The organism is Scytonema sp. PRP1 (assembly GCF_036697665.2).
In the GTDB taxonomy this organism is placed as follows: Bacteria; Cyanobacteriota; Cyanobacteriia; order Cyanobacteriales; family Nostocaceae; genus Kalymmatonema; species Kalymmatonema gypsitolerans.
In genome coordinates this window covers 77,351-102,028 of the sequence record NZ_JBAHYJ020000086.1, presented here as the reverse complement: position 1 = coordinate 102,028, position 24,678 = coordinate 77,351, and the positions used below count along the sequence as shown (strand labels likewise).

Genomic DNA, 24,678 nt, shown 5'->3' with positions numbered 1-24,678 from the left:
GATCTTCAGTCAAACCAAAATCCGCTCTAACTTTAAAGTATCAACTCTAAACCAATGCTTGTTTGACAGGAGTGTTGATATGAAAATTTTTATTGCAGGTGCAACGGGAGCAATTGGTCGTCCACTGGTCACGGGTTTAGTTGCTGCGGGTCACGAAGTGATTGGAATGACTCGAACATCAGAAAAAGCTCATGTTCTTACCAAACTGGGCGCAAAACCCGTAGTGGTTGATGCTTTTGACGCAGTAGCAGTCCGTACTGCGATTACCCACGCTCAACCCGAAGTGGTCATTGAGCAATTGACTTCTCTACCTCAGACCTATACGCGAACATCAATGAATGCGGCGGCTGAACTTGATGCTCGATTGCGGCGGGAAGGCGTTAAGCGTTAAGTTAAGTTTTGTAAAGAATGAAGCTCTAACTGAGTTCTGATAAGCCTTGGAGTATTTGGCAATTGGCAAATGCTCAGGATAACGATCCTTAAAATGTATAAAAGATAAAGGATTCCAAGATATTGCCTTTCAGCCTGTAAAATTATTCTCAACTTAGCCTTAGCCTTGTCTACTCAATGGAAAAGTACAAGCAAAGACGCAGGCGCGGTGTTATTCTCAGTCTCCAAGGATTGCAGAAGCTTCAGGAGGCTAAGCATGTCTTAGAAATTCAAGAAAATGATGGAGCCAGATTTACTCTGGAAGAATTGAGTTACCGCACGCAGTTAGCTCCTTTTACGGTATCTAAAGTGCTGACGCGAGAAGAAGGAGTTGATAAGCAAAGCCTTGAGTATTTCTTTCGAGCTTTCGGTTTGGAGTTGACTAAAAGCGATTATTGCAAGCCAACGACTGGGGAAGTTGTCATAATTGGAGAAAATATTGCCCCTTCCCCATTATTGCTAGAAGCAAGCCCATCACCCCATCACCAAGACTGGGGCGAAGCTGTTGATGTCTCCATCTTCTTTGGTCGCACAGACGAACTCAGTAAGTTAGAGTATTGGATACTGCACGACCATTGTCGGCTGATTGCTTTGCTGGGGATGGGTGGAATTGGTAAATCTTCCCTGTCAGTGAAACTGGCTACTCAAATTCAAGAGCAGTTTGAGTTTGTAGTCTGGCGAAGTCTCCGCAACAGTCCGCCTCTTAAAGACTTGCTCGCAAATTTGCTGCAATTTTTTGCTAACGGTCAACCAATAGATTTATCAGAAAACATTGGCAAGCGTATATCGCAGTTGATAACACATTTGCGATCGCACCGCTGTTTGGTTGTGCTAGACAATGCAGAATCGATATTAGCAGAGTTAGACTCCTCTGGACATTACCAAATTGGCTATGAAGACTACGGAGAACTGTTTAAGCAAATAGGAGAAACGGCTCACCAAAGCTGTGTGGTGCTGACAAGTCGGGAAAAGCCCCAGGAAATTGCAGCACTCGTTGGGGAAAGTTTACCAGTTCGGTCATTACACTTAACAGGTTTAAATGCTAGTGCGGCGCTAGAACTGGTGCGAACCAAAAGCTTTTTTTGCGGTTCTGATGCAGATTGGCAAGACCTAATTGCACATTACGCAGGTAATCCCCTCGCTCTCAAGATTATTGCTACCACAATTCAAGAATTATTTGATGGTGATATTGCAGAATTTCGCGCTCAAGGTACGACTGTTTATGGTAGTATTTATGACTTATTAGCACAGCAATTTCACAGAATTTCACCTTTGGAAAAAGACCTAATGTGCTGGCTAGCAATCAATCGCGAACCAGTCACTCTCACAGAGTTGCGTGCTGATTTAGTCTTACCTGTATCTTCAATGAAGCTTTTGGAAGCATTGGAGTCACTTGGGAGGCGCAGTTTAATCGAAAAAAAATCAGTTCCACACACCCCTGTGCAATTTACTCTCCAACCAGTGGTGATGGAATATGTCACCGATTATATTGTTCAACAAGTTTGTACCGAGATTGAACAGATGGGTAAGAGGACAAGCGAAACCGCAAGTTCTCCTGATCTGTTTATCCTCTTCAACAGCCATGCGTTGATCAAAGCTACAGCCAAAGACTACATTCGGGTTGCTCAAACTAAACTTATTCTCCAGCCTGTCATTGAGCAACTACTGCTAAAGCTGCGAAGTAAAGTGGCGATCGCAACTCATCTGACTCAGATTGTACATGAATTACGCGAGCAATCTCTCAAAAGATACCCGCACCTCCCCACATTTGAACTAGAACCGGGGTATGCAGTTGGTAACCTCATAAACCTACTGTGTCAACTGCAAACTGATTTAACTGGCTACGACTTCTCTTACCTAACGATTTGGCAAGCTTATCTCCAAGACACCCCCCTCAGACAAGTAAACTTTGCCCATAGCGACTTATCTAAGTCTGTATTTGCCAAAACTTTTTCAAGCCCCATGTCTGCCGTGTTCAGTCCGAATGGTAAAATTTTGGCAACAGCTCACTCTGAAGGTCAAATTTGCTTGTGGAATGTCGCCACTGCTCAACAGCTCATGAGCTGTCAGGGTCATTTGGGTTCTGTTTGGTGTGTTGCCTTTAGTCCAGATGGCAGCATCCTGGCAAGTGGGGCGCAAGATGAAAAGATTAAGTTATGGGATGTCACAACGGGACAATGCTTGAAAACTCTGCAAGGTCATAAAGGGTGCGTTTTCTCCGTTATTTTTGCACTCGATGGTAAAATCTTAATCAGTAGTAGTGCAGACTGTACTATCAGGGTTTGGAATGTTGACACAGGAGAATGTACCCAAGCCTTGCATGGACATAATAGTGCAATCTTCTCTCTAGCTTTGAGTCCAGATGGTTGTATCTTCGCCAGTGGCAGTGATGACAAAACTGCCAAGCTTTGGGATTTGACTACAGGTTGCTGTATCAAAACCTTGCAAGGATATAGTGATTGGATTAGGTCTGTTGCCTTCAGCGCTTCAGGAATGCTTGCTACTAGCGGTTTAGACCCCAGCATTTGGCTTTGGGACATAGATGAGGGTCATTGTATCGGAACTTTGCAGGGGCATAGTAACGGCGTGCATTCGGTGACTTTTGTGGACGACGACAATACCCTTGCTAGCAGTGGTTTAGATGGAACAGTTCGACTTTGGGATACAGCAACAAAGCAATGCATCAGAACATTCCAAGGACATACTAACGCAGTGTACGCGCTTGCCACTAACCCCCAAGGCACTCTGCTTGTCACTGGTGGTGATGACTTCACCATGAAACTCTGGGATGTCGCAACTGGAGAGTGCGTGAGAATATTTAGGGGAATGCATAACTGGGTTGCATCCGTTGCCTTTAATCCTACCCCTTTTGAAAAATCTTTCCTGATCGCCAGTGGTAGCTATGACCGAATTGTAAGACTTTGGAATTTAGACGGTGAGTGCCAACGTTTGATTGGACACACTGATTTCATCTATTTAGTTGTTTATAGTCCTGACGGTCGCACATTAGCAAGCACAAGCGCTGACCATTCTATCAGGTTATGGGATGTACTGGAAGGTAAGTGCATCAAAGTCTTGCAGGGACATACAAGTATGGTGACAGGGGTTGCTTTCAGTCCAGATGGTTGTCTGTTGGCAAGTAGCAGCTATGACCGTACTATCAAATTATGGGATATAGCAACAGGTGAAATTCTGCACACTCACCCGGAACATATTGCCATGTCTATCTCCTTTAGTCCAGATGGCAAAAAGCTGGCAGTTGGCAGTTTTGATGATGTCGGGAGAATCTGGGATTTAGAAACCTGGCAATGCTATCAAACATTCAAAGGACACAGCAGTTGGGTTTGGTGGGTTGCCTTTAGTCCTCAAGGTGATATGCTTGCGACTGGTAGTGCAGATGGCACTGTGCGGCTATGGGATGTGCAAACAGGAAAGTGTATTCATATAGTCCAAGCACATAAAAATTGGGTGTGGGCGATCGCCTTTAGTTCTCAAGGTGATATCCTTGCAAGTGGCAGCAGTGACGGCACCATCAAACTTTGGGATGTAGCGACAGGTGAGTGCATTGCTACCTTGGAACATCATATTTGGGTGATGTCTATTGCCTTTAGTCCTGAAGGTCATATCTTAGTTAGTGGCGATGGCAATGGTGCTATCAAGATATGGGATATGCAGACAAAAGAGTGCATCAAAACTCTGAGAGTAGAATGCCTTTATGAGAGCATGAATATTTACGGAGTAACAGGTTTGACAGAAGCGCAGAAAGCAACCTTGTTGACTCTTGGAGCAGTGGAGCAGAAATAGTTTATCTGTTCCAAGACTACTAAAACATTGCCTGAACTTTCCAGAATTTAAACATCGAGGACAACTCTAGAAGTTCTTGGTTTGGAAATACAAATCAGTACTGAATTTTCATCGGTTGCAGCAGTTGGAGGTTCTTGGTAAGCAACTTCGCCTGCATCGATTTTGCACATACAAGTACCACAGATACCTGCACGACAACTATAGGGAGGGTTAATGCCATTGGCTTCTGCAAACTCCAAGATAGTGCCATCACCCTCCTGCCAAGTCAAGGCTTTGCCCGATTTTGTGAAGACAATCTCAGCTTCTCTAACGTCTTCACCTGCTGTTGCAGCAGGAGGTTGGCTTGTGGAAGAGACTTTACCCGCCTTGGTAAACGATTCAAAGAAGACTCTACTTTCAGGAACTCCCCATTCCTTGAGTCCTTCGCGCAGAGATTGCATAAAGGATGGAGAACCACAAAGGAAAAACTCGGCTCCTTGCCCAACCAATTGTTGAATTAACGCAATGTCTACATAACCAATACTATGGTAAAGACCTTCGTCTTCTGGTGTGGGACGGCTGTAGCGAAAATGTACCTTGAGGTTGGCATTGCGTTGACTAAGTGCCAAAACTTCATCCTGGAATGCGTGAAACCTACCATCCCTAACACCATGTATAAACCAGATAGGTCGATTGGGGTTAAGACGGCTGCACGCCTTCGCCATGCTGATCATAGGAGTAATTCCGACACCATTACTAATCAGCACGGCAGGCAATGACTTCTGAACGTCTATAACAAACCTACCGCTTGGTGGTTTTGCTGCAATAACGGAACCTTCATTGACAAAATCGTGCATAAAGTTAGATGCAATACCAGCCGGTACATCTAACCCGCTAGGAGTGGTTTCTCGCTTAATGGATAGGCGATAGTATTCACAGGAATCGGTGTAATCTGAAAGAGAGTACGTGCGAATGACAGGCTTAGTTTGTCCGGGGATCTCCAGCCTGATAGTTAAGAATTGACCCGGTTGAAAGTTAGGAATTTCCCCGTTATCCTCAGGTTTCAGATAAAATGAAGTAATTTCCTCACTTTCTTTTACCTTGCGAACCACCACAAAGTTACGCCAATCCTGCCAGATCTTGCTGTTTGTTGTTTGAGAGGAACGCCTAATATTAAGGTCTTGAGCAGATTGTTGTTGACTTGCTTTGCTAGTATGAACTAAACCAAAGGCTGCACCGCATCCGGTTCCAAAGAGCGCAGAATACACACCAAACTGATAAGCAGATTTATCTTTGGCATTCGTTACACCAATGGCTACAGCAGCAGCTAGGGTAACTGCAGAGCAAACTGTAGCTGCTGCTGTCACACTTCTGAGTAATGGATTCTGAATTCTTCCCAGACTTTCCAGCACTATTGTTTCCTGTCTAGTTGTAATTATTAACGCAATCGAGTAGAGTTAGATCTCAAAGTGTTAACTAACTGTTCAATGTTGCAGCCCCAAAGGTTGCATTGAATTTGCGACACCAGATAACAGCAGATTGGTATTTTGCTAAATTGACACTACTAGGAATTGAATAACTCTGAGTGCCACTAAATTTTTGTAGAGGGGCAAGAATTACGTAATCTCCCTTTTTTAAAGGATAAGCAGGTGGTTTGGTAGTATTAATGACATTTTTGGATTGATGCAAAATGACGACCAAATCGGGTCCAAGATTCGAGGTCTTAAAATCAGAACCCAGTTCCACAAAGGATTTACCATTTCTGGTTACAATGCGAGCAGTTCCTTGGGTGTTATGTTCTCCAGAAACAAAAGTGCCTTCTTTTACAGTCGTTTGTTCCTTTTGCTTTGACTGGGTTGAAGATTGTGTCTGAGTTGAAGGTGTAGCAGCAGCCATCTGATTCTTAGGAACTGCTGCACAACTGACTACCACAAGAGAAGCTAGACTCAACAATATCTTTTGTTTCAATTTCATGGGTGATTCTTTCTTAATGCAATCAAGCAACAATTTAATTGTTGCTTGAGTCATTAGTCGCATGATGATGCTTTGCTAAGGAGTTCACTTAAGAAAGCTGAAATTTAGCCGAGAAAATTTTTACAAATTTTTCAGGAAAATCTCATAACCTAAGGTGAGTTTTATGAAGTGGTTTTGACCTCTGTAGCGGTTTGGGTTTTCAATTTAAGGGGTAGGCAAGATCGCTCTTTAGGTGGCGATCGCGATCGCTAAACGGTCATGGTATGTCATTGACACGAGAATATCTTCTATGCAATTATTTTAACCTTAGTTTTATTATGTATGTAGCGCTTTGGATTACTGATACCATTAAAGTATAAAATAATCTTTATCAAGATATCTAAACAGTCACTGTCGTTGGCGTATCAGCTTTCATCTGAGATTAAAAGATACTGATTTTTCAGCCTTCAGACCATTTTCTATCTGAAAGTGAATATATGTACATTGACACAAAACAGAAATAGTAGGAATATAAGCGCCGATCAACTAAACAGTAAACTGCTTGATGCTGAAAGGGTGAGAGGTTAAAGACTAATGGGGCGATTTGAGAGGCGACCAGATAACCTGGGAGGAAAAGGCGATCCATACGGGGCAGCAGAAACTGCCTTACGGGCTGTTACTGAGGAATTACAGATTCTCCAACGGAATTTGCTGAAGTCGTTACACGAAGATGTCCACAAGCTACAGGCAGAAAAAGACCGCTTAACTAAAGATATTAGACGGCTGCAAGAGGAAAAAGAACATCTACAACAGGGACACCAAATCAACGAACAGCAAGCGTTGATTCGTCAGCTGTCACAAGTTTTAGCTCATCATATATCAACGCAGCTGCAATCTTCTCTGGAAACTATAGCGAGCCAAGCTATGGGGCGTGTTTCTCAAACACCCACAACCTCAGAGAGTGAAAATGAATATGCTGAAAAACTCCTTGGCTCTTTGGATGACAGCCTCACTATCACCTTTAACTCACTGCAACAGGAGCTGAAAAACTATCAAAGCAGTGTTTCTCAACAGTTATCGCGGATGAGTGTCCAGCAAAGGGAAGGTGAAGCAATTTTAATAGAGTTAGTCAATCGCCTCCGGTGTGAATTGGAAGGAACAACAGGAGATGAAAGCAAGCTGATTGGCTCCACCACTCCCCCTTGGGCGATTGCGCAAAGCGCAGTGGCAAAGCCAATCGCACAAGTTCCTCCTCCTGAGATTGAACAAACTCCACAACAACCACAGCCAACTTCCTCGGAAACTCCAACGAAGTTGCAAACGGATGTTCCGCTAGAAATTACGGTTCTACCCAGTAGTGCGTCACAGGAAGAAACGCCTACTCCGGGTTCTGTTTTCCAAAGCATAGCCTCGCCATGGGAAACAACTCAGCCTCCTGGTGCAATTCCAGAACCAACTGCGGTAACATCTCGATCCACCGCCTCAAAGCCAGAACCACAACCAACACCAAGCCAACCTCTACCGCAGACGAGAATGTCTTCGGTGCAACTGACGGGAATCATCCTGCTTGTGTTGTCAACAGTAACGTCAGCACTGTATAACGTTGCCATTAAGGTGATTTTCCTGCCAGGTTCCCAAATTTTCGGTGTGTTTGACGTCCAGCGCCTGATCTCGCCGACTTTGGGGAATTGTCTGTTAATTTTGATGCTCAGGATGCTGGTGGTTGTACCGCTGATGTTGCTTTTGGCTCCGATGCTGCATTCACGAGTGTGGGAAGATTTGCAATACCTGAGTAACTCACTGCGAAAAAATGCCACGAATCCGACTGCAAAAGGGGTGTTGGTGCTGTCGATTGTTAGTGGATGCTTTTTATTTCTATCTCAGGTTCTCATTTACCTTGCCATCGGTCAAGTTGCCACTGGAATGGCGATCGCACTTTTCTTTGTCTATCCGGTGATCAGCGCACTCCTGTCGTGGTTTTTATTCCGCGATGCTGGCTCCGGGAACCGCTCAAAGGGCGAACGCCTGACTTTGTTCAGTACTGGCGCGATCGCTGTCATTGGCTTAGGTGAGTTGCTCGTTTTAGGAGGTTCCACTAGAACTGTTATGGGCAATCTTCCTCTGGGGAGCATTGCAGCACTTGCTTCCGGAACATCTTTTGCGTTCTACCTAGTTTTCTCACGCAAATGTGCAGCGAAACTGCATCCAGTTTCTTTTACCTTGATTAACTTCGTTACGATGTTGCTGTTGTCTATCTTCGGTTTAATACTGCTTTTACCCACAAACTGGAAGGTGCAACTCAATCCTGCTGACTTGCTCGAACTTGTTTTATGTGCTTTCCTACTGGGTGTCCTGACGCTCTTGGGCTATTTGTTAAATAATTTTGGGATTCGTAAAATTGGTGGTTCGCGAGCAGGAATTATCGGTGCAACAATTCCCGCCCTAACGGTCATTTTTGCTGGGTTTCTTATTCAGGAAACCTTGCCGCTTGAGCAAGCTTTGGGAGTTTTGCTAGTGACTTTCGGAGCGCTGATTTTCTGTTTGGAAAAAATCCGCAATTCTCCTAAACCCCATAATAAGTCTTCCAATTAATAGCAAGAAATTCCCAAACTCTTCAGAATATACAATGACTTTATCTGTGAATCCGGAAGATTTACAAAAAAGTTTTTGGTTACATATTTATAGGGCTTTTCATTTGTGTGGAATACACCAAATTGCAGGCGTGTAGAGCGTAGCCCTTGAAATAAGAGTACGGTTGTACTCTCTTCTTCGGGAACGCTTTAAACCCACATATTTATCAGATTAAATCGAAAATCGCGAGAATTCAATACCGTTGAGTTAAGAAGAATGTTTTTTGTTAGGTAAGGCGGCTCTACGCAACCTATGCCTTGTACAGTTGGGTTTCGTGTGTCAAACAGGCACTTTCCAAGGGCGTGGGAAACCCCTGTACAGAAGTGTCCTCCCCAACAAAAGCCCTTTTGTGTTTTTCATTCTAACTGAGCCGTATTGCGCTATAATTTGCCAACTGTTAGGGGAAACCCTTGTCAGTATAGAGTTATTTAATTGTAAATTTTCTGTGGCTAAAATTGAGGGGTTAAACCCTACACCCTCTTTTGCATTTCTTGAGATTTGTCAATAATAAGAATAAGTGAAACCCTTACTTTATAAGCCTTTTAACGATATTAACTAATTTTTGACAAGTCGTTAAAGTTGAGTTTACTTAACTCTGTTTGGTAACATTTGTGTACGATTGAGTTAAATTTATTTATACAAATATATATTTTTCAATTAATAGTATAAATTAATTTTTTAAGATAAATGACTTTAAAAACTCTAGTTTTGTATTCTGTATCTTCTCTAACATTACGCTCTAAAACAGGTTGATAGAATTAGCAAAAATTGTCGAAATAAAAAGGTAGTTTGAACCTTGGATTATCTTTTGAACGTAAGGTCAGCGATTTTCCGGAAAAAAGATTGGTTGTACCGCCAAAACATAACTGCAAGTTTTGAGCAGTACAGAATGCAAAGAGCCGCGCCACCTCTTTTTCTGCTAATGTTGTTACCAGGGCAGGTGAAACACCCAAACCTGCATTCTATGCTGAGAGTCTTTACCTAGGCAGGCTAAAAAAGTAGGCAAGATATTCAACCCTATCTGAATGCGAGAAAGGAGTAACTCGCTCATAATGATCTCGCTCTACTCAGGACTACCTGAATTCGCAAGAAAAGGCACGAAAATTATCTTTCTTTGACAGAGGTATTATCCATAAACCGTACGGACTAGCTAGTTTTTGAACCGAAACAATCGCTTCAAAGGAGGCATCCTCCTTGAAATCATGCCTTATTCGTTGGATTTGACTTCCCGTTGTGTCGGTTCTTTGCCTCTTGTCCCAAAGGTGCGCTTGTGGAATTGTTGGTAGTTGGTTTTGCGTGTACGTGTTGATACTTGCGATTCGGTGACAAGAGCTTGTACAACTTTTATATAGAGGCAACTGTACAAACAGTGCTGGCTCTGGATTTCTGCTTGAAAATACGGATAAATTGCCAACTATGACTACCATGAATACTCATACATAACGCATAATAGATAATCTGAGGTAAAGACATCACCTAATGGTGGGTGTATACTACTTATTTTCCATTGATTGACAATTGTGTAAACGTGCTATTCAAGTTTCTGTAATATGAGTAACGACGTAGATCTGATCAAACGTCTTGGCCCCAGTGCAATGGATCAGATCATGCTATACCTGGCTTTTAGTGCTATGCGGACGAGCGGGCATAGGCATGGGGCGTTTTTAGATGCTGCAGCAACGGCTGCCAAGTGTGCGATTTACATGACCTATCTGGAGCAGGGGCAAAACCTGCGAATGACTGGGCATTTGCACCACCTTGAGCCGAAGCGGGTAAAAATCATTGTTGAGGAAGTCAGACAAGCGCTGACTGAGGGTAAATTGCTGAAGATGCTGGGTTCTCAAGAACCGCGCTATCTGATTCAGTTGCCTTATGTTTGGATGGAAAGATATCCTTGGCGACCGGGGCGATCGCGCATTCCGGGTACAAGTCTCACATCAGAAGAGAAAAGACAAATTGAGCAGAAACTGCCGTCTAATCTGCCCGATGCCCAGTTAATCACCTCTTTTGAGTTTCTGGAGTTAATTGAATTCCTGCATAAACGCTCTCAGGAAGACTTACCCCCAGAAAACCGGATGGAATTGAGTGAAGCATTGGCGGAGCATATCAAGCGCCGTCTGCTCTACTCTGGTACGGTGACACGCATCGATTCACCTTGGGGAATGCCCTTCTACGCTCTGACGCGTCCTTTTTACGCTCCTGTCGATGAGCAAGAGCGTACTTACATCATGGTGGAAGATACTGCTCGGTATTTCCGGATGATGAAAGATTGGGCAGAACGGCGACCAAACACAATGCGCGTTCTGGAAGAACTGGATATTCCACCAGAGAGATTTGAGAAAGCTATGGAAGAATTAGACGAAGTCATCCGCGCTTGGGCAGATAAATATCACGAAGACGGAGGAGTTCCTATGATTCTACAAATGGTGTTTGGGAAAAAAGAAGACTAAAAACCAGTTATTAGTTATCAGTTATGAGTTATCAGTTATCAGTTATCAGTCAACTGTTTACTGCTAACTGTTAACTGATGACCGAAATCCGCAGCGCTTGGACTCAGAACTCAGTGCTCAGAATAGGAAAAGGATGCAAGCCCCCAACTTTCTTATCGCATATGAAAAAGATTTATTCCCTTGCGCAAAGTGTACGAGCTTGCCTTGGCGTCCTTATTAAATCCCCTAAATTTATGATGCTGTTGGCGAATAAATTCGGGGTCACACCCCCTAACTTCTCGTTCCCTGGCTGAGCCAGGGAATGCGCTACTAAGAGGCTCTGCCTCCGGTATTTAAGTTGAGGCAGAGCCTCTCGTCGCCTGCATTTCCAGCCTCAGGCTGGAAACGAGCTTCACCAGGGGTATCATCCCACATGAATTGACCAACAACATCATTTATTTATAGGGATACCCAACTGTGTTCTGCATTGTGTGTTCTGCGTTCTTCTTAATGTTAATAGTACTTACCTAGTGCTGGGATTTGCTGGCGTTTGATTAGGGTCAGATAAACCTGAATCAGTCGCAGGTGGAACTGTGGAAGGCGCAGATGGAGTTGGGGTAGCCTGAGGCGGAAGTGGAGTAGACTCATAAGTGGGTCTGAATTGACTTGGTTGCGCAGTTGAGGGTATAAAAGTAGGCAAAAAGCCGCTAACCCTGTCGCTGGCATCAATACAAGTCTCCAAAGCTTGAGGGGGGGCAATATCGATTTCAGCACGCAAACCCACCACGCACTCAGCAAACCGCACGGGTAACAAGCTACGACCGCAATAATTTAAAAGTGCTGGGTTAGCAGCCTCCCGAGTGTAGCGACTGATCCCAACAACACAACTCGCTAAATCTTCAGGACGCCGTGATTGGCTACAAGTTGCCAGTGCATCAGGTCCTGCAATTTGTGTTTGCCGCCCAATTCTACTTACGCAAGCAGACAAGTCACCAGGACGTAGTGCAGCAGCACAAGCTTGTGATGCTGCTTCCGCTGCTACTCCCGCCCTCAAAAGTCGCCCAGCACAAACACGGAAATTATTCCTGTATGTGGCGGTGACAGCCATAGTAGATGAAGTCATTGCTAACCATCCACTCACAGCAAAGACTGGTATGCTAGCCATTGCGGTGACTCGGCAAACAACTGCTCTTAAGCCGTCTGCGCTTTCAAGACGCTTTGTAATCCGCCTAGCTTTTAGGCCAAGCCAATAGGTATCTTCGCTTTTTCTATTCCCTAACATTATTTCCCTTCTCCAAACACCCAAGAGTATGCTATTTCATGATAGAAGCCCGTTTTGATGCGTGCAATACAGAGATGAGGGAGTGAGTGAGATGAGGGAGATGAGGGAGTGAGTGAGATGAGGGAGTGAGGGAGATGAGGGAGAAACTCCGAATTTTGAATTTTGAATTGATTAGTCCTGCTCTTTAGAGCAACATTGCTGTATTGACATCTGAAATTTTGAATTATAATTATATATTTGGGTAAAGTTAAGCAGGATTACATTTAGGAAACTCATGTCCCGATACAGAGGACCACGCCTTAGAGTTGTACGTCGCTTAGGCGACCTACCAGGATTAACTCGCAAAAGCGCTAGACGCGCCTATCCACCAGGTCAGCACGGTCAAAACCGCAAAAAGCGTTCTGAATATGCCATCCGGTTGGAGGAAAAGCAAAAACTCCGCTTTAACTACGGGGTGACTGAAACGCAATTGCTGCGCTACGTGCGTAAAGCCAGACGCGTCACCGGTTCTACCGGACAAGTGCTGCTGCAATTGCTAGAAATGCGCTTGGATAATACCATTTTCCGCATGGGTATGGCTCCCACTATTCCCGCAGCTCGTCAGCTGGTGAATCATGGTCATGTCACCGTCAACGGTCGCATTGTCAATATTGCCAGTTACCAGTGCCGTCCTGGAGAAGAAATTGCTGTCAGAAACCGGGAAGGATCACGTAAGTTGGTGGAAGCTAACTTGCAATATCCTGGCTTGGCAAACCTACCCAGCCATCTGGAATTTGACAAAAATAAGTTGGTTGGTAAAGTCAACGGCGTTATTGAGCGCGAATGGGTGGCGCTACAAATTAACGAACTGCTTGTGGTGGAATACTACTCACGTCAAGCGTAACAGAGACGTTTGTAGAGACGCGCCGACGTTTGTAAAGACGCGCCATGGCGCGTCTCTACACATCGCACTCTACTGTTTATTAATTTATCCACCAATTTGTGACATAGTGCGGGTGTAGGCACCAGTCATTGTACCCGCATAACGTTGCTTAAAGTTAATTTCTGGCTTCAGGGCAAGCAAGTGCCTAAGCTGCTCCCGCAATTCGGCAGTGGTGACACCTCCACGCAAAGCAGTTTTTAAGTCAATTTGACCAGTTTCATTCAATAAACACGGACGCAACCAGCCATCGGCACTCAGGCGCATCCGGTTGCAGCGATCGCAAAAACACTCTGACATCTGACTGATAAATCCCAGTGTCCCCTTCGCTCCTGGAATCTGAAAGACATCAGCAGGTCCATTACCACGAATTTGCGATTCTGTCAATCCCCAACGCTCGCGAATCCGTTGGCGTAACTCTTCGGAAGATACCCAACCGCGATCGCCAAATAAATGCGAATTACCAATTGGCATAAACTCAATAAATCTGACGTGCCACTGCTTGTCAATCGTCAGCGCGGCGAGATCCAGAACTTCATGGTCATTGACACCGGGGATCACGACCACATTCAGCTTCAGGGGATCAAATCCCACACGGTATGCTTCTTGAATCCCTTGCCAAACATGTTGCCAACGCGATCGCCCGCGATTACCGATAATTTGGTCAAAGGTGTCGGGATCAAGGGAGTCTAAGCTGATATTAATTCGTCGCAAACCAGCATTGTAGAGGTTTTGCGCCATTGGGGCGAGTAAAAACGCGTTTGTGGTCATCGAGAGGTCTTGGGTTTGGGGAAGAGAGGCGATCGCTCCTACCAACTCCACCACACGGGGACGTAGTAGAGGTTCGCCGCCAGTCAAACGAAATCGGGTAAATCCGACAGGGATAAAGACTTCTTCAATTAGAGTGAGCAGTTCTGCGTCAGTCAACAACTGTTGCTTGAGGATGTAGTCTAGTTCAGCACCCTCTGGCATACAGTATTGACAGCGAAAATTGCAGCGGTCTATTAAACTAATACGGAGATAATCTACCTGGTTCATATTTTTATCGGTTTTATAGCCCTTATGCAGAATATATAATTTTTGTCAAGCTATAAAGACTCGCTTGCCGTATAAATTTTACTTACGTTCTTTTACGCTAACGTGTCTTGAATATATTTGCGAATAGCAGCAGACAGAAAATGAAGCATACAAAACAACTTACCGCAATTATTGAGCGCGAGGGAGACGGCTATGTATCCCTGTGTCCTGAACTTAGGGACTTCCAAATTAAAAAATATCCAATTTTTTCTTGTGGGATGGGCTTCTAACCCGTCCTAAATTCAGGGCGGGCAGGATGCCCACCCCACAAAATATGTATTTTATCTGAGTGAGAAGCGCTATATTTTTGCAACAGCTATTGCACCACTACATTAACAGCGAAAAGAAGTGCGATCGCTCCCATTGGTGTCAACTTAAGCTCAACTGAAGTCGAGACTTGACCTTCAGGCTCTCTCGTTCCCATGCTGAGCATGGGAATGCACTATCAGAGGCTCTGCCTCGCAATGATTATATTGAGGCAGCAAGCAGCCTACAGTTATGCATTCCCTACCTCTGGCAAACAACGAGAAACGACCATCACGCAAGGGTTTAAATCTTAAGTTGACACGTATGGATCGCTCCCCACCATCACACTCCTTTTCGGCTTCATACATCCATGCTGCTCACTTATTTTCCTCGCAAAGCTGGTTCTATGCGAGATATTTCAACTGCACGATTTAATTTCAGTCCGTTAACTGTGTTCCACCCAGAATGCAAAGCGAGGACATAATAATTGCCGCCAATATTGCCGATAATTGCGCCGCCAGAAGCTCCGCCTTTCGTATCGCAGTTGTGGTACAGTAAATTATCCTTTTGCCGGAGAATGCTGCATCCCAAGTGAACGCCAGCAGTCATGCTTTCTCCAGCTGTAAATTCTTGGTATTCCTTTTTGTTGGGGTTAGGAAAATCACCAGAATAACCAACCAGGGCAAATTTTTGAGTATCCCCTACCAGGTCAAAGGATGGTAGAGATTTCAAAGGGATAATACCGTATTTTTTCCCAAGAGGTCTGTCAAGTTTGATAATAGCCCAGTCGTCTACATAATCTGCCATTGTCCCGCTTTTGAAGTCTGTTCCAGGCTTAACAGAGGTTGCGTAGGCGATATCATTTTTATCGCGTACTTGACCGTTAATTAAATTTGGTAGAAAGGCTGACGGTGTTACGCTGTACATCCCTGAACAAACAGGGCATACGCGATAGCAATCCCCTCACTACTAAGAGCAAGGGAAAAGGAGCCGTCCCTCAAAGCCCGGATCATAATGTTCCGAGCGCCGCCCCAGTCTCTATCATGTTCATGATTGCAGACGGGGCATTTAAATGTTTTGGAGCCGCCTAATTTATCGTGTTTGTATCCGCACTTGGTGCAAGTTTTGCTGGTGTAGGATTCGTTAACATCGATAATAACTACACCTCGTTTTTGAGCAACTTGTTTGAGATGACATTTCAAGCGGTAATGACTCCAAGTCAGCATTTGTCTGGCTGCCTTGGTGTGTAGTTTGCGCTTGCTTTTTACTACCATTTGAGATGTTTCAAATGTTGGTAGCAAGATAACTTTATACTCACTTGTCAAGTAGTTAACTACCTGTTGGTGACACTCGTCTACCAAGTTACGGATGCGGATTCTTAGGCGTTGAGCCGCTAAATACATACGGCGTTTCTGTTTTCTATTCTTAGCTTTAGATGCACGTCCAATCAATTCGTCAAGGTGAGAACACAATCTTTGAATGCGTCCAATGTCTGCCTTGCCGAATTCTTGAAATGAATCGCCATCGTAGCCAGTTAAAAACGTTCTTACTCCAGGGTCAAGAGCTATGAGTTTACTTAACTCAGGCGGTCGCTGAACTTCCTCCAACACGGGAATACAGGCAAACCAGCGCTTTCTGTTCCTAATAATCTGAGTTGCATATTCAGTATCAGGAATTGGTTCAGAAGTTATAAACTTAAGACCTTTAACCAACGATGGAAACCAGGTTTCACCGTTGAAGTTGCGGACATGAAACTTAATAGCTTGAGATGGTTGGCGGCAGCTTTTAAAGCTAGCTTCCCCACCCACAGATTTGGCTTGATTCCAAGCATCCCAGGCATCAAAGATAGCGTTTTCTCGCTTGATGTACAGGAGACTCTTTTACCCAGTCCGGCAACTCAGAGGACAGAATAAAATTTCTCAAATTGTAAGCACTGGTTATCTTTTCTCCTGCTTTTAAAGCAGCGATAGCTTTGTTATAGCGATCGCAGAACAAGGACGTGCTAGCAAGGGAAGAACAACCATGACACAAGAACCCATATTTGATAAGACTGCTACCATAAATTTGAGATGGGCGACGGCTTAATTCTGCCAAGTGGAGGCACAGGTGTCAGCGAAGGATAAATTTCAGACAGGTGGTTAAATCTGCGCTTGTCCAAGATGGGTGGACTATTACTCATGATCCATTTCCGATTGACTATGGGGATGTACAAATGCAGATTGACTTGGGAGCTGAACGTCTGGTTGCCGCAAAACGAGGTGATGAAAAAATCGCCGTGGAAGTAAAAAGCTTTATTGATCCCTCTACTATTTCTGAGTTTCACACTGCCTTGGGACAGTTCCTCAACTATCGTTCTGCTTTGCGTGCGAATGAACCTGAGCGAATTCCTTACTTAGCTGTTCCAGAAGACACCTATGAAGAATTTTTTCGGCTCCGGTTTATCCAAGAAGTGACTCAAGAGCATCGGCTTAACCTACTAATTTATAATGTAAAACAGGAGGCAATTGTCCAATGGATAAAATTGAGCAATACCGCCAATTAATTAAGCAAGTGCTGATTGTCCATAGTCAAATTAAACCTGCTTACGGGGATATAGAAGTACACACTGTATTTGATAGTGAAGGAGATCACTATCAGGTAGTACGTTCCGGCTGGAATAAAAGTCGTCGCGTGTATGGTTCACTAATTCATATTGACTTAAAGGGCGATAAGATTTGGATTCAGTACGATGGTACAGAAGTGGGCGTGGCAAATGAATTGCTGGAACTAGGGGTATCCAAACAGGATATTGTATTGGCATATCATTCGCCGTTTATGCGACAGTACGATGGGTTTGCAGTTGGATAGTTCAGACTCTTGATTCACCTATGAGTTTTGTAGGTAAGTTGAGGTTATCAGATGAAAACCCCATAATTAGCACACCACATTTATATGAAACTCTTGTGGGGTAGGCATCTTGCCCGCGCAAATTGTGCGCTAGCGAGAGAAGAACAACCATTACTAACTTTTAGAATTCTGTACAAGTTTACGGACATTTCCGCCCATAGAAAACTGAATCAAAACGGATAATTTAATAGATTTATAATTCAAGAAATTAAATCGTAAGAAAAAAGGAGCAAAGTTATATGGCGTATAAAGTCAGCATTGTTATTGAGAAAGATGAATATGGATACTATGCTTATTGTCCTGAGCTTCCAGGTTGTCAATCTCAAGGTGATTCGTTAGAAGAAGTACAGAAAAATATCAAAGAAGCAGTTGAACTTTATATAGAAACATTGTCAAGCTCAGAAAAACAGGCGCTTCAAAACAAGGAAATTTTAACAATGACCTTGGAGGTAAAAGTTGCCTAAACTTCCGCGCCTAACTGCGAAAGAAGCTGAAAAACTCTTACTGGATGCAGGGTTTCTTCAAATTAGAAGTAAAGGGAGTCACAGAATTTATAGTCGAGAAGAAGTAAGAGTTGTGATTCCTTTTCATTCAGGAAAATTGTTGCACCCAAAGATAGTGAAACAGGTTCTACAAGCCATTGATACCTCTGAAGGTGAAACGACACCAGAAGACACAGGAATTGATACAAATGAATTAGATGAAATTTGAGCTTATCTCACCATTAACTGATCCTACGGCTATAAAAACAACGAAGACCGCTCGTTTTTATGGAAAGCCGTGGGATTTCGTGTCAAAAGTCCTTTGTCCTTTGTATTACTATTGACCAGTGACTAATGAAGGACGCGAAATCTCACTCCCTTCAGGGGCAGGGCTGTTTCATTCCCTAAAACTAGTAAAATTGCAAGTGTTGAGGGGAAAAAATCATGGATGCAAATCTGATTGAACAACTGCGGCTTGTTGAAGATTTTAGAACGACTGATGGTCGAAGACATCCACTGTGGCTAGTGTTGCTATTTGTAATAATGGGCACCATGAGCGGATATATCGGATATCGCGCATGGGGGGATTTTGTCAAACGGCATCGTCGTGCGCTCATAAAAACATTTGGAATAGAAAAACATGGTGTTCCTTCTTACTCAACTATAAGACGAGTAGTGATGGGTGTAGACTTCGATAAACTTGCCGCAATATTTAATCAGTGGGCTAACCAATACGTTGATTTGAAGGCTCAAGAGTGGTGTAGCGTCGATGGTAAAAGTATTAAAGGTACAGTTGAAAACTACGATTCATGCGCTCAAAACTTTGTCAGTATTGTATCTGTGTTTGCTAGTAAAAGAGGACTAGTTTTAGGTATGCAAAAATTTGATAACAAGAAGGAAAGTGAAATTGTAATTGTACAAAATTTAATTGCAGCATTGGATATAAAAGGTGCGGTATTTAGCTTTGATTCACTGCATTGCCAAAAAAAACTTGCAAGCAAATCATAAGTAGTAGCAACGACTATGTGATTGCTGTTAAAGATAATCAGCCCACATTACATCGCTATATTAAACGCATTGCTGCACTGAGAAAACCAGTCAGTCGTCATCTTGAAACGGAAAAAACTAGAGATAGGTTTATAACACGTAGCGTCGAAGTTTTTAATGATTTAACTGGAATTAGTCCGCAGTGGACGGGTATTAAGTCTTTAATCCGAGTTGAAAGAGTCGGAACTCGCACGGGTAAAGCATATCGTCAGGTAGTCCATTATATTAGCAGTATTGTGAGCACAGCGAAAGAATTCGCCTGTGGTATTCGCGGTCATTGGAGTATTGAAAATAACCTCCATTGGCTCAAGGATGTGGTTTTGAATGAAGATAATTCGACTATACGTATGGGTAATGCTCCTGCAAATCTTTCAGTTATGCGAGCGATTGCCCAAGGGGCAGTGCGCTCCGCGCAATCGCACTCAATGTCCTGCGCCGAAATGGTCATACTTCCATCACAACTGCTCAAAGATTTATCTCTCATGATATTGACAAACTTCTTGCCCTTGTGGAATCAAACAGCCCTGCCTTCAGGGGTGGGATGATCTAAGGCAAAATACGATTAAAATTACTAAACTAATATGGCATACAGCGATTTCACTTTAGAAAAAGTTAAACAAATTTTTCAAATAAATACTATTGAAGAAACTAATATTTTTGCGAATGTTGCTGATTTAGAAGGCAGTGAATTATTAAAGGAAATCCTTCAATATAATTTACCTATAGCTGTTGCAAGCAATAGTGATAAAGCTCGTTCAGAAATGATTATTTCTCCAATATTGCTAGATTTGAGACGACAATTAAATGACCAGATAAATTTGTTTTCTGGAGTAGAATTTAATGTTGAACCTGCACAAGGATTAAATGGAATTTGTGATTTTCTTATTACCCATTCTCCAGAAAGATTAATTGTGACAGCACCAGTCATTATTATTGTGGAGGCAAAGAAAGAAAATATTCCTGCTGGCTTAGGACAATGTGTGGCGGAGATGTTAGCAGCGAGAATATTTAATGAACGAGCGGGTAATGAAAATCTTGTAATTTATGGAACTGTCACGACTGGAAGCATTTGGCAATTTCTGAAGTTGGAAGGGCAAGTTATCTATATTGACTTAAGTGAATATTACCTGAAAGATGTCAATAAAATTTTAGGAATCTTAGCTAGTGGTATACGCTAAAAAAAATCATCGGTTACAGTTCCCCCAGATTGTGGCATAATAAGCCGAGCGCATTCACTACTAAGCTATACATCGTGCTATACAACGATAATGAACTGGCTGATCTCTTGCAACAGCCAGCTGATTTAACATTTGAACTGCCCGATCCTGAAGATGAGGGAATTCCAGAGACGGAATTTCAACAGCAGCTGGATATAGCTTGGCAGGTGTGCGATCGCTTTGACTTACAAACTGAAATCTGGCGGGGACGAATATTACGCGCCATCCGCGACAGAGAGAAAAAGGGCGGCGATGGACGGGGAACCGGCTTTCTCAATTGGCTCAAAGAACGGGAAATCAGCAAAAGCCAGGCTTATAGTTGGATTCAACTGGCAAACAGTGCTGATACGCTCTTAGAAGAAGGAAGACTAGAACCATCAGCAATCAATAACTTCAGCAAACGGGCGTTTGTCGAAACAGCAAAAGCAGCGCCAGAAGTCCAGCAGATGGTGGGTGAAGCAGCACAAAAAGGCGATCGCATCACTAGGCGAGAAGTGCGTCAAATCAACGACGAATGGACAGCGATGTCTTCCGATTTGCTACCCGAACCAGTCAAGCAAAAAGCAGCAGATAATTCCCTTCCTCCGCGTTACCTCGCACCACTGGTGAAGGAGATGGAAAAATTACCAGAGTCTCACCAAAACGCGATCCAAAAGGAAATAGCCCAAAACCCTGATGTGGATACCCTCAAACAAGTCACCACAGAAGCACGTAACTTAGCAAAATATCTCAAAGCCGCAGCTCAAGTCCAAGCGCTGACTGTCCAAGACGTTGACATCGAAACAGCACTCATAGAAGCTCAAAGAGTCGGCTGTTTGAGCATAGCCGCTGACTTAGTGAATCAAGCATCCCAGCTAGAACAGATGATAGCCAAACTGTACATGGCTTGGAAGAAAATTGGTAATCTATCAGACCGTCTCTATGTAGATACGGGTGCAAGTACCCCACGTTTGCGAGAACTGCTCGAATGCTTGGAACCACTTGGTGGTGAAGTTATGGAATTACAACTGATTGGTGGGACTGAACATACGATTCGCCTGCAAATTCAGGAAACAAATTAGGCTATGTCAGGAGATGACGCCTTCTACTCTTATGTCAAGTTCGTTAAATTACTGATAATAAAAGTACCCCACCCCGGTTTTGTCTTGCGCCAAAACCTCCCCTCCCCGCATGGGGGGGGGGGTGGGGGGTGGGGTAAAATCAATGTGGAATAAAGGGTTGAACGTGATTGTTGACACCAGTGGCATCTTGCCCGCCCTAAATAGCCTCAATTCTTCATCCCCGTTGTCGCAATACCCTGAATAAACTGACGCTGCCCGACAAGGAATAATAACATCACTGGTACAGTCGCGATCGTCACGGCTGCCATCATCAAAGGCCAATTGTTAGTAAATTGCTCTTGAAACTCTGCCAACGCTAACTGTACTGTCCTCAATTCCGGGCGCGTTGTAAATACCAACGGTTTAAACACATCATTCCATTCACCAATAAAGGTAAACAGAAACAGCGTCACTAAAGCAGGACGGGCTAAGGGTAACATCACCCGCCACAAAATTTGTAGTCTATTTGCCCCATCTATAGCGGCTGCTTCTTCCAACTCTACAGGAATTGTCAGGAAATATTGACGCAAGAGGAAAATACCAAAACCATTGGCAGCTGTTGGTAAAATGAGCGCCCAATAAGTATTTATCAGGTGTCCCCACTTTAACACCAAAAAGACGGGAATCACTAGTAATTGGAAGGGAATCACTAGTGTTGCCAGCACAATCAGCAGCAGCGCTTGCCTGCCGCGAAATTTTAGCCGTGCTAAGGCGTAACCGGCAAGTGCCGAAGTGATAATTTGAAAGCCGGTCACAGCGATCGCTACTAAGGTAGAATTAGCGAAAGCAAGTAAAAATTTACCTCTGTCCCAAGCATCGCGATAATTGGTTAAAGACCAGCCATTTTTTGGGAAAACACTAGGAGTTGCGCCAGGAGGTGCAAAGGATGTCAACAAGACGACAACCAAAGGTAACAACACGATAACAGCTCCTAGTAGTAGCACTCCTAGGCTCCAGGAAATTTTGAATTTAGATCCTTCGCTGCGTTCAGGACGCTTGGTGTTTTGGATTTTGGTGTCATTTATAATTTGTCCCCTGTCTCCCACTCTTCCTCCTTTCCTCACTCTCGTATAAATTAGCTTGAACTAATGCCGCCAGCAAAAGCTAATCTAGAACATAGAGACTTGTTAAGTTAAATTAAACCACAGTTAACGTTGCCCTCAATGTTTGGGGTTAACGCAATTTTGGTATCCCATGATTCACATCACAGGAGTGAACGTACAATGCAGCAGCTTGCAGCTCAATCTGAAATTGACTTTCACAGCGAAACATACAAAGACGCCTACAGCCGTATTAATGCGATTGTGATAGAAGGAGAACAAGAGGCTCACGAGAATTACATCAAACTTGCTGAACTGCTGCCGGAAAATAAGGATGATCTCATTCGCCTATCGAAGATGGAAAGCCGCCACAAGAAAGGATTTGAAGCTTGTGGACGCAATCTTCAAGTCACACCGGATATGAAATTTGCTAAGGAGTTTTTTAGCTCACTGCATCAAAATTTCCAAACAGCATCTGCTCAAGGTCAGGTAGTGACTTGCTTGCTAATTCAGTCTTTAATTATTGAATGTTTTGCGATCGCCGCATACAACATTTACATCCCAGTCGCCGATGAATTTGCTCGTAAAATTACTGAAGGCGTAGTTAAAGACGAATACAGCCATCTCAACTTTGGAGAAGTGTGGTTGAAAGAACACTTTGAAGAATCAAAAGCTGAGTTAGAAGAAGCAAATCGCCAAAATCTTCCCATAGTGTGGAAAATGCTTAACTCTGTCGCCGAAGATGCTCACACTTTGGCAATGGAAAAGGAAGCTTTGGTGGAAGACTTCATGATTCAGTACGGAGAAGCCCTCAGCAATATTGGTTTCTCTACCCGCGATATTATGCGCCTATCCGCCTACGGACTGGCAGCAGTATAGCAGCAGTATAGATAAGAGAGACAACAAGACGCGCGGAGAAAGAAAATGTCCCCGCGTCACCCCGTCTTCAAGGAGTCGCCCCTCATTTTTCGTGACTTTTTGTGTAGTATTTTTAAGGGTTAGTTGTCTCCTGACCCGCTCATTCCACCCCTTTGAGAAAGGATAAGGCTAACACAACAGTTCATGTTTGGTCTAATCGGACACCTTACTAGTTTAGAACACGCGCAAGCAGTAGCCAGAGATTTGGGCTATCCAGAATATGCCGATCAAGGGCTAGATTTTTGGTGCAGCGCCCCGCCTCAAATTGTCGATAACATCACCGTCACCAGTGTTACCGGGCAAAAAATTGAAGGGCGGTATGTGGAGTCATGCTTTTTGCCAGAAATGCTGGCAACTCGTCGCATCAAAGCTGCAACACGTAAAATCCTCAACGCTATGGCTCATGCTCAAAAGCACGGGATAAATATTACAGCTTTAGGCGGGTTTTCTTCGATCATTTTTGAAAACTTTAATTTAGAGGAGCTCAAACAAGTCCGTAATATTAAACTAGAGTTTGAACGCTTTACTACAGGAAACACTCATACGGCATACATCATTTGTCAACAGGTAGAAAAAGCCTCGAAACAAGTAGGCATTGAACTATCAAAAGCAACAGTTGCTGTGTGTGGGGCGACTGGAGATATTGGAAGTGCCGTCTGTCGTTGGTTAGATGCCAAAACAGATATCAAGGAACTCTTGCTCATAGCCCGTAACCAAGAACGCCTGCAACAGCTGCAAGACGAACTAGGACGTGGAAAAATCATGTCTTTGGAAGAAGCACTTCCTCAAGCTGATATTGTGGTTTGGGTTGCCAGTATGCCCAAAGGTATGGAAATCGAACCCACAGTTTTAAAGCAACCTTGTTTGCTGATAGATGGTGGCTATCCAAAAAACCTCGCAACCAAAATTCAACATCCTGGTGTGCATGTCCTTAATGGTGGCATTGTCGAACATTCGCTCGATATTGATTGGAAAATTATGAGCATCGTCAATATGAATGTTCCAGCACGCCAGTTATTTGCTTGTTTTGCAGAATCAATGCTACTGGAATTTGAGAAGTTATACACTAACTTCTCTTGGGGGCGGAATCGGATTACTGTAGAAAAAATGGAGCAGATTGGTCACGTATCGAAAAAGCACGGATTTAGACCACTGCTGGTATAAAAATTAAGAATTAAAAATTAAAAATTAAAAATTTTTAATTTTTAATTCTTTGAAGGCTCTTCACTGTTCACTTTT

22 protein-coding genes and 1 pseudogene are annotated in these 24,678 nt (G+C 43.6%); 14 read left to right on the top strand and 9 right to left on the bottom strand.

All coding sequences use genetic code 11. The features are described 5' to 3' along the window. Window positions 1-79: 79 nt before the first annotated feature. Both V5G28_RS21770 and V5G28_RS21765 read left to right on the top strand, forming a co-directional pair. A complete protein-coding gene (locus tag V5G28_RS21770; RefSeq protein ID WP_332990984.1) occupies window positions 80-391 on the top strand; it encodes an NAD(P)H-binding protein in 312 nt (103 codons plus the stop codon). A gap of 176 nt (window positions 392-567) precedes the next feature. After that, a complete protein-coding gene (locus V5G28_RS21765; RefSeq protein WP_332990982.1) occupies window positions 568-4,233 on the top strand; it encodes an NB-ARC domain-containing protein in 3,666 nt (1,221 codons plus the stop codon). A 47-nt stretch (window positions 4,234-4,280) separates the two neighbouring features. Here V5G28_RS21765 and V5G28_RS21760 read toward each other — a convergent pair whose 3' ends face one another. Next, complete coding sequence (locus tag V5G28_RS21760) at window positions 4,281-5,624, bottom strand: 2Fe-2S iron-sulfur cluster-binding protein (protein WP_332990980.1); 1,344 nt, start codon at window positions 5,622-5,624, stop codon at window positions 4,281-4,283. 64 nt (window positions 5,625-5,688) lie between these two features. Beyond that, window positions 5,689-6,186 carry a DM13 domain-containing protein gene (locus V5G28_RS21755; RefSeq protein ID WP_336231285.1) on the bottom strand — a complete coding sequence of 166 codons (498 nt, stop codon included), beginning with the start codon at window positions 6,184-6,186 and terminating at the stop codon, window positions 5,689-5,691. Between the two features lie 573 nt (window positions 6,187-6,759). Here V5G28_RS21755 and V5G28_RS21750 point away from each other — a divergent pair. Then, window positions 6,760-8,757: an EamA family transporter gene (locus V5G28_RS21750; RefSeq protein ID WP_332990976.1), complete on the top strand. Its 1,998-nt coding sequence runs from the start codon at window positions 6,760-6,762 to the stop codon at window positions 8,755-8,757. A gap of 1,246 nt (window positions 8,758-10,003) precedes the next feature. On the opposite strand, the gene V5G28_RS21745 is transcribed toward V5G28_RS21750, so the two are convergent. After that, window positions 10,004-10,210, bottom strand: a complete 207-nt coding sequence (locus tag V5G28_RS21745) for a hypothetical protein (protein ID WP_332990975.1) — start codon at window positions 10,208-10,210, stop codon at window positions 10,004-10,006. Window positions 10,211-10,346: 136 nt separating this feature from the next. On the opposite strand from V5G28_RS21745, the gene hetR reads away from it, so the two are divergent. Then, entirely contained in the window at window positions 10,347-11,246 is a 900-nt protein-coding gene (gene hetR, locus V5G28_RS21740; RefSeq protein ID WP_073629253.1) for a heterocyst differentiation master regulator HetR, read from the top strand. Between the two features lie 502 nt (window positions 11,247-11,748). On the opposite strand, the gene V5G28_RS21735 is transcribed toward hetR, so the two are convergent. Then, complete coding sequence (locus V5G28_RS21735; protein WP_096569802.1) at window positions 11,749-12,507, bottom strand: hypothetical protein; 759 nt, start codon at window positions 12,505-12,507, stop codon at window positions 11,749-11,751. Between the two features lie 274 nt (window positions 12,508-12,781). On the opposite strand from V5G28_RS21735, the gene rpsD reads away from it, so the two are divergent. Then, window positions 12,782-13,390, top strand: coding sequence for a 30S ribosomal protein S4 (gene rpsD / locus V5G28_RS21730; RefSeq protein WP_073629257.1), 609 nt, complete (start codon window positions 12,782-12,784; stop codon window positions 13,388-13,390). Between the two features lie 84 nt (window positions 13,391-13,474). Here rpsD and moaA read toward each other — a convergent pair whose 3' ends face one another. From moaA to V5G28_RS21710, 4 genes are all read right to left on the bottom strand, one after another. After that, complete coding sequence (gene moaA, locus V5G28_RS21725) at window positions 13,475-14,464, bottom strand: GTP 3',8-cyclase MoaA (RefSeq protein WP_332990971.1); 990 nt, start codon at window positions 14,462-14,464, stop codon at window positions 13,475-13,477. A 666-nt stretch (window positions 14,465-15,130) separates the two neighbouring features. Further along, window positions 15,131-15,676, bottom strand: coding sequence for a hypothetical protein (locus tag V5G28_RS21720; RefSeq protein WP_332990969.1), 546 nt, complete (start codon window positions 15,674-15,676; stop codon window positions 15,131-15,133). Next, window positions 15,664-16,596, bottom strand: coding sequence for an RNA-guided endonuclease InsQ/TnpB family protein (locus V5G28_RS21715; protein WP_332991068.1), 933 nt, complete (start codon window positions 16,594-16,596; stop codon window positions 15,664-15,666). Before V5G28_RS21715 ends, V5G28_RS21720 begins: the two co-directional genes overlap by 13 nt. Continuing rightward, on the bottom strand, window positions 16,589-16,843 hold the full coding sequence (locus V5G28_RS21710; RefSeq protein ID WP_332990967.1) for a hypothetical protein: 255 nt from the start codon (window positions 16,841-16,843) through the stop codon (window positions 16,589-16,591). The genes V5G28_RS21715 and V5G28_RS21710 overlap by 8 nt, the downstream gene beginning before the upstream one ends. Window positions 16,844-16,883: 40 nt before the next feature. On the opposite strand from V5G28_RS21710, the gene V5G28_RS21705 reads away from it, so the two are divergent. The 7 genes and pseudogenes from V5G28_RS21705 to V5G28_RS21670 all read left to right on the top strand — a co-directional run bounded on the left by V5G28_RS21705 (window position 16,884) and on the right by V5G28_RS21670 (window position 21,442). After that, a complete protein-coding gene (locus V5G28_RS21705; RefSeq protein ID WP_332990966.1) occupies window positions 16,884-17,291 on the top strand; it encodes an element excision factor XisH family protein in 408 nt (135 codons plus the stop codon). Beyond that, window positions 17,261-17,596, top strand: a complete 336-nt coding sequence (locus tag V5G28_RS21700) for a XisI protein (protein WP_332990964.1) — start codon at window positions 17,261-17,263, stop codon at window positions 17,594-17,596. Before V5G28_RS21705 ends, V5G28_RS21700 begins: the two co-directional genes overlap by 31 nt. A 278-nt stretch (window positions 17,597-17,874) precedes the next feature. Next, window positions 17,875-18,099, top strand: coding sequence for a type II toxin-antitoxin system HicB family antitoxin (locus V5G28_RS21695; protein WP_332990961.1), 225 nt, complete (start codon window positions 17,875-17,877; stop codon window positions 18,097-18,099). Continuing rightward, window positions 18,092-18,346: a type II toxin-antitoxin system HicA family toxin gene (locus V5G28_RS21690; protein WP_332990959.1), complete on the top strand. Its 255-nt coding sequence runs from the start codon at window positions 18,092-18,094 to the stop codon at window positions 18,344-18,346. Before V5G28_RS21695 ends, V5G28_RS21690 begins: the two co-directional genes overlap by 8 nt. A gap of 215 nt (window positions 18,347-18,561) precedes the next feature. After that, window positions 18,562-19,709 (top strand): annotated as a pseudogene (locus V5G28_RS36820) (ISAs1 family transposase). 36 nt (window positions 19,710-19,745) lie between these two features. Beyond that, complete coding sequence (locus V5G28_RS21675; protein ID WP_332990953.1) at window positions 19,746-20,342, top strand: hypothetical protein; 597 nt, start codon at window positions 19,746-19,748, stop codon at window positions 20,340-20,342. A 74-nt stretch (window positions 20,343-20,416) separates the two neighbouring features. Continuing rightward, complete coding sequence (locus V5G28_RS21670) at window positions 20,417-21,442, top strand: hypothetical protein (protein WP_073630643.1); 1,026 nt, start codon at window positions 20,417-20,419, stop codon at window positions 21,440-21,442. Window positions 21,443-21,648: 206 nt separating this feature from the next. Here V5G28_RS21670 and V5G28_RS21665 read toward each other — a convergent pair whose 3' ends face one another. Next, window positions 21,649-22,491, bottom strand: a complete 843-nt coding sequence (locus tag V5G28_RS21665) for a carbohydrate ABC transporter permease (RefSeq protein WP_332991066.1) — start codon at window positions 22,489-22,491, stop codon at window positions 21,649-21,651. Window positions 22,492-22,704: 213 nt separating this feature from the next. Here V5G28_RS21665 and V5G28_RS21660 point away from each other — a divergent pair, with 213 nt between their 5' ends. Together V5G28_RS21660 and V5G28_RS21655 are read left to right on the top strand one after the other, a co-directional pair. Continuing rightward, window positions 22,705-23,400, top strand: coding sequence for an aldehyde oxygenase (deformylating) (locus tag V5G28_RS21660; protein WP_332990950.1), 696 nt, complete (start codon window positions 22,705-22,707; stop codon window positions 23,398-23,400). 183 nt (window positions 23,401-23,583) lie between these two features. Beyond that, window positions 23,584-24,603 carry a long-chain acyl-[acyl-carrier-protein] reductase gene (locus V5G28_RS21655; protein WP_332990947.1) on the top strand — a complete coding sequence of 340 codons (1,020 nt, stop codon included), beginning with the start codon at window positions 23,584-23,586 and terminating at the stop codon, window positions 24,601-24,603. Window positions 24,604-24,678 lie beyond the last annotated feature (75 nt).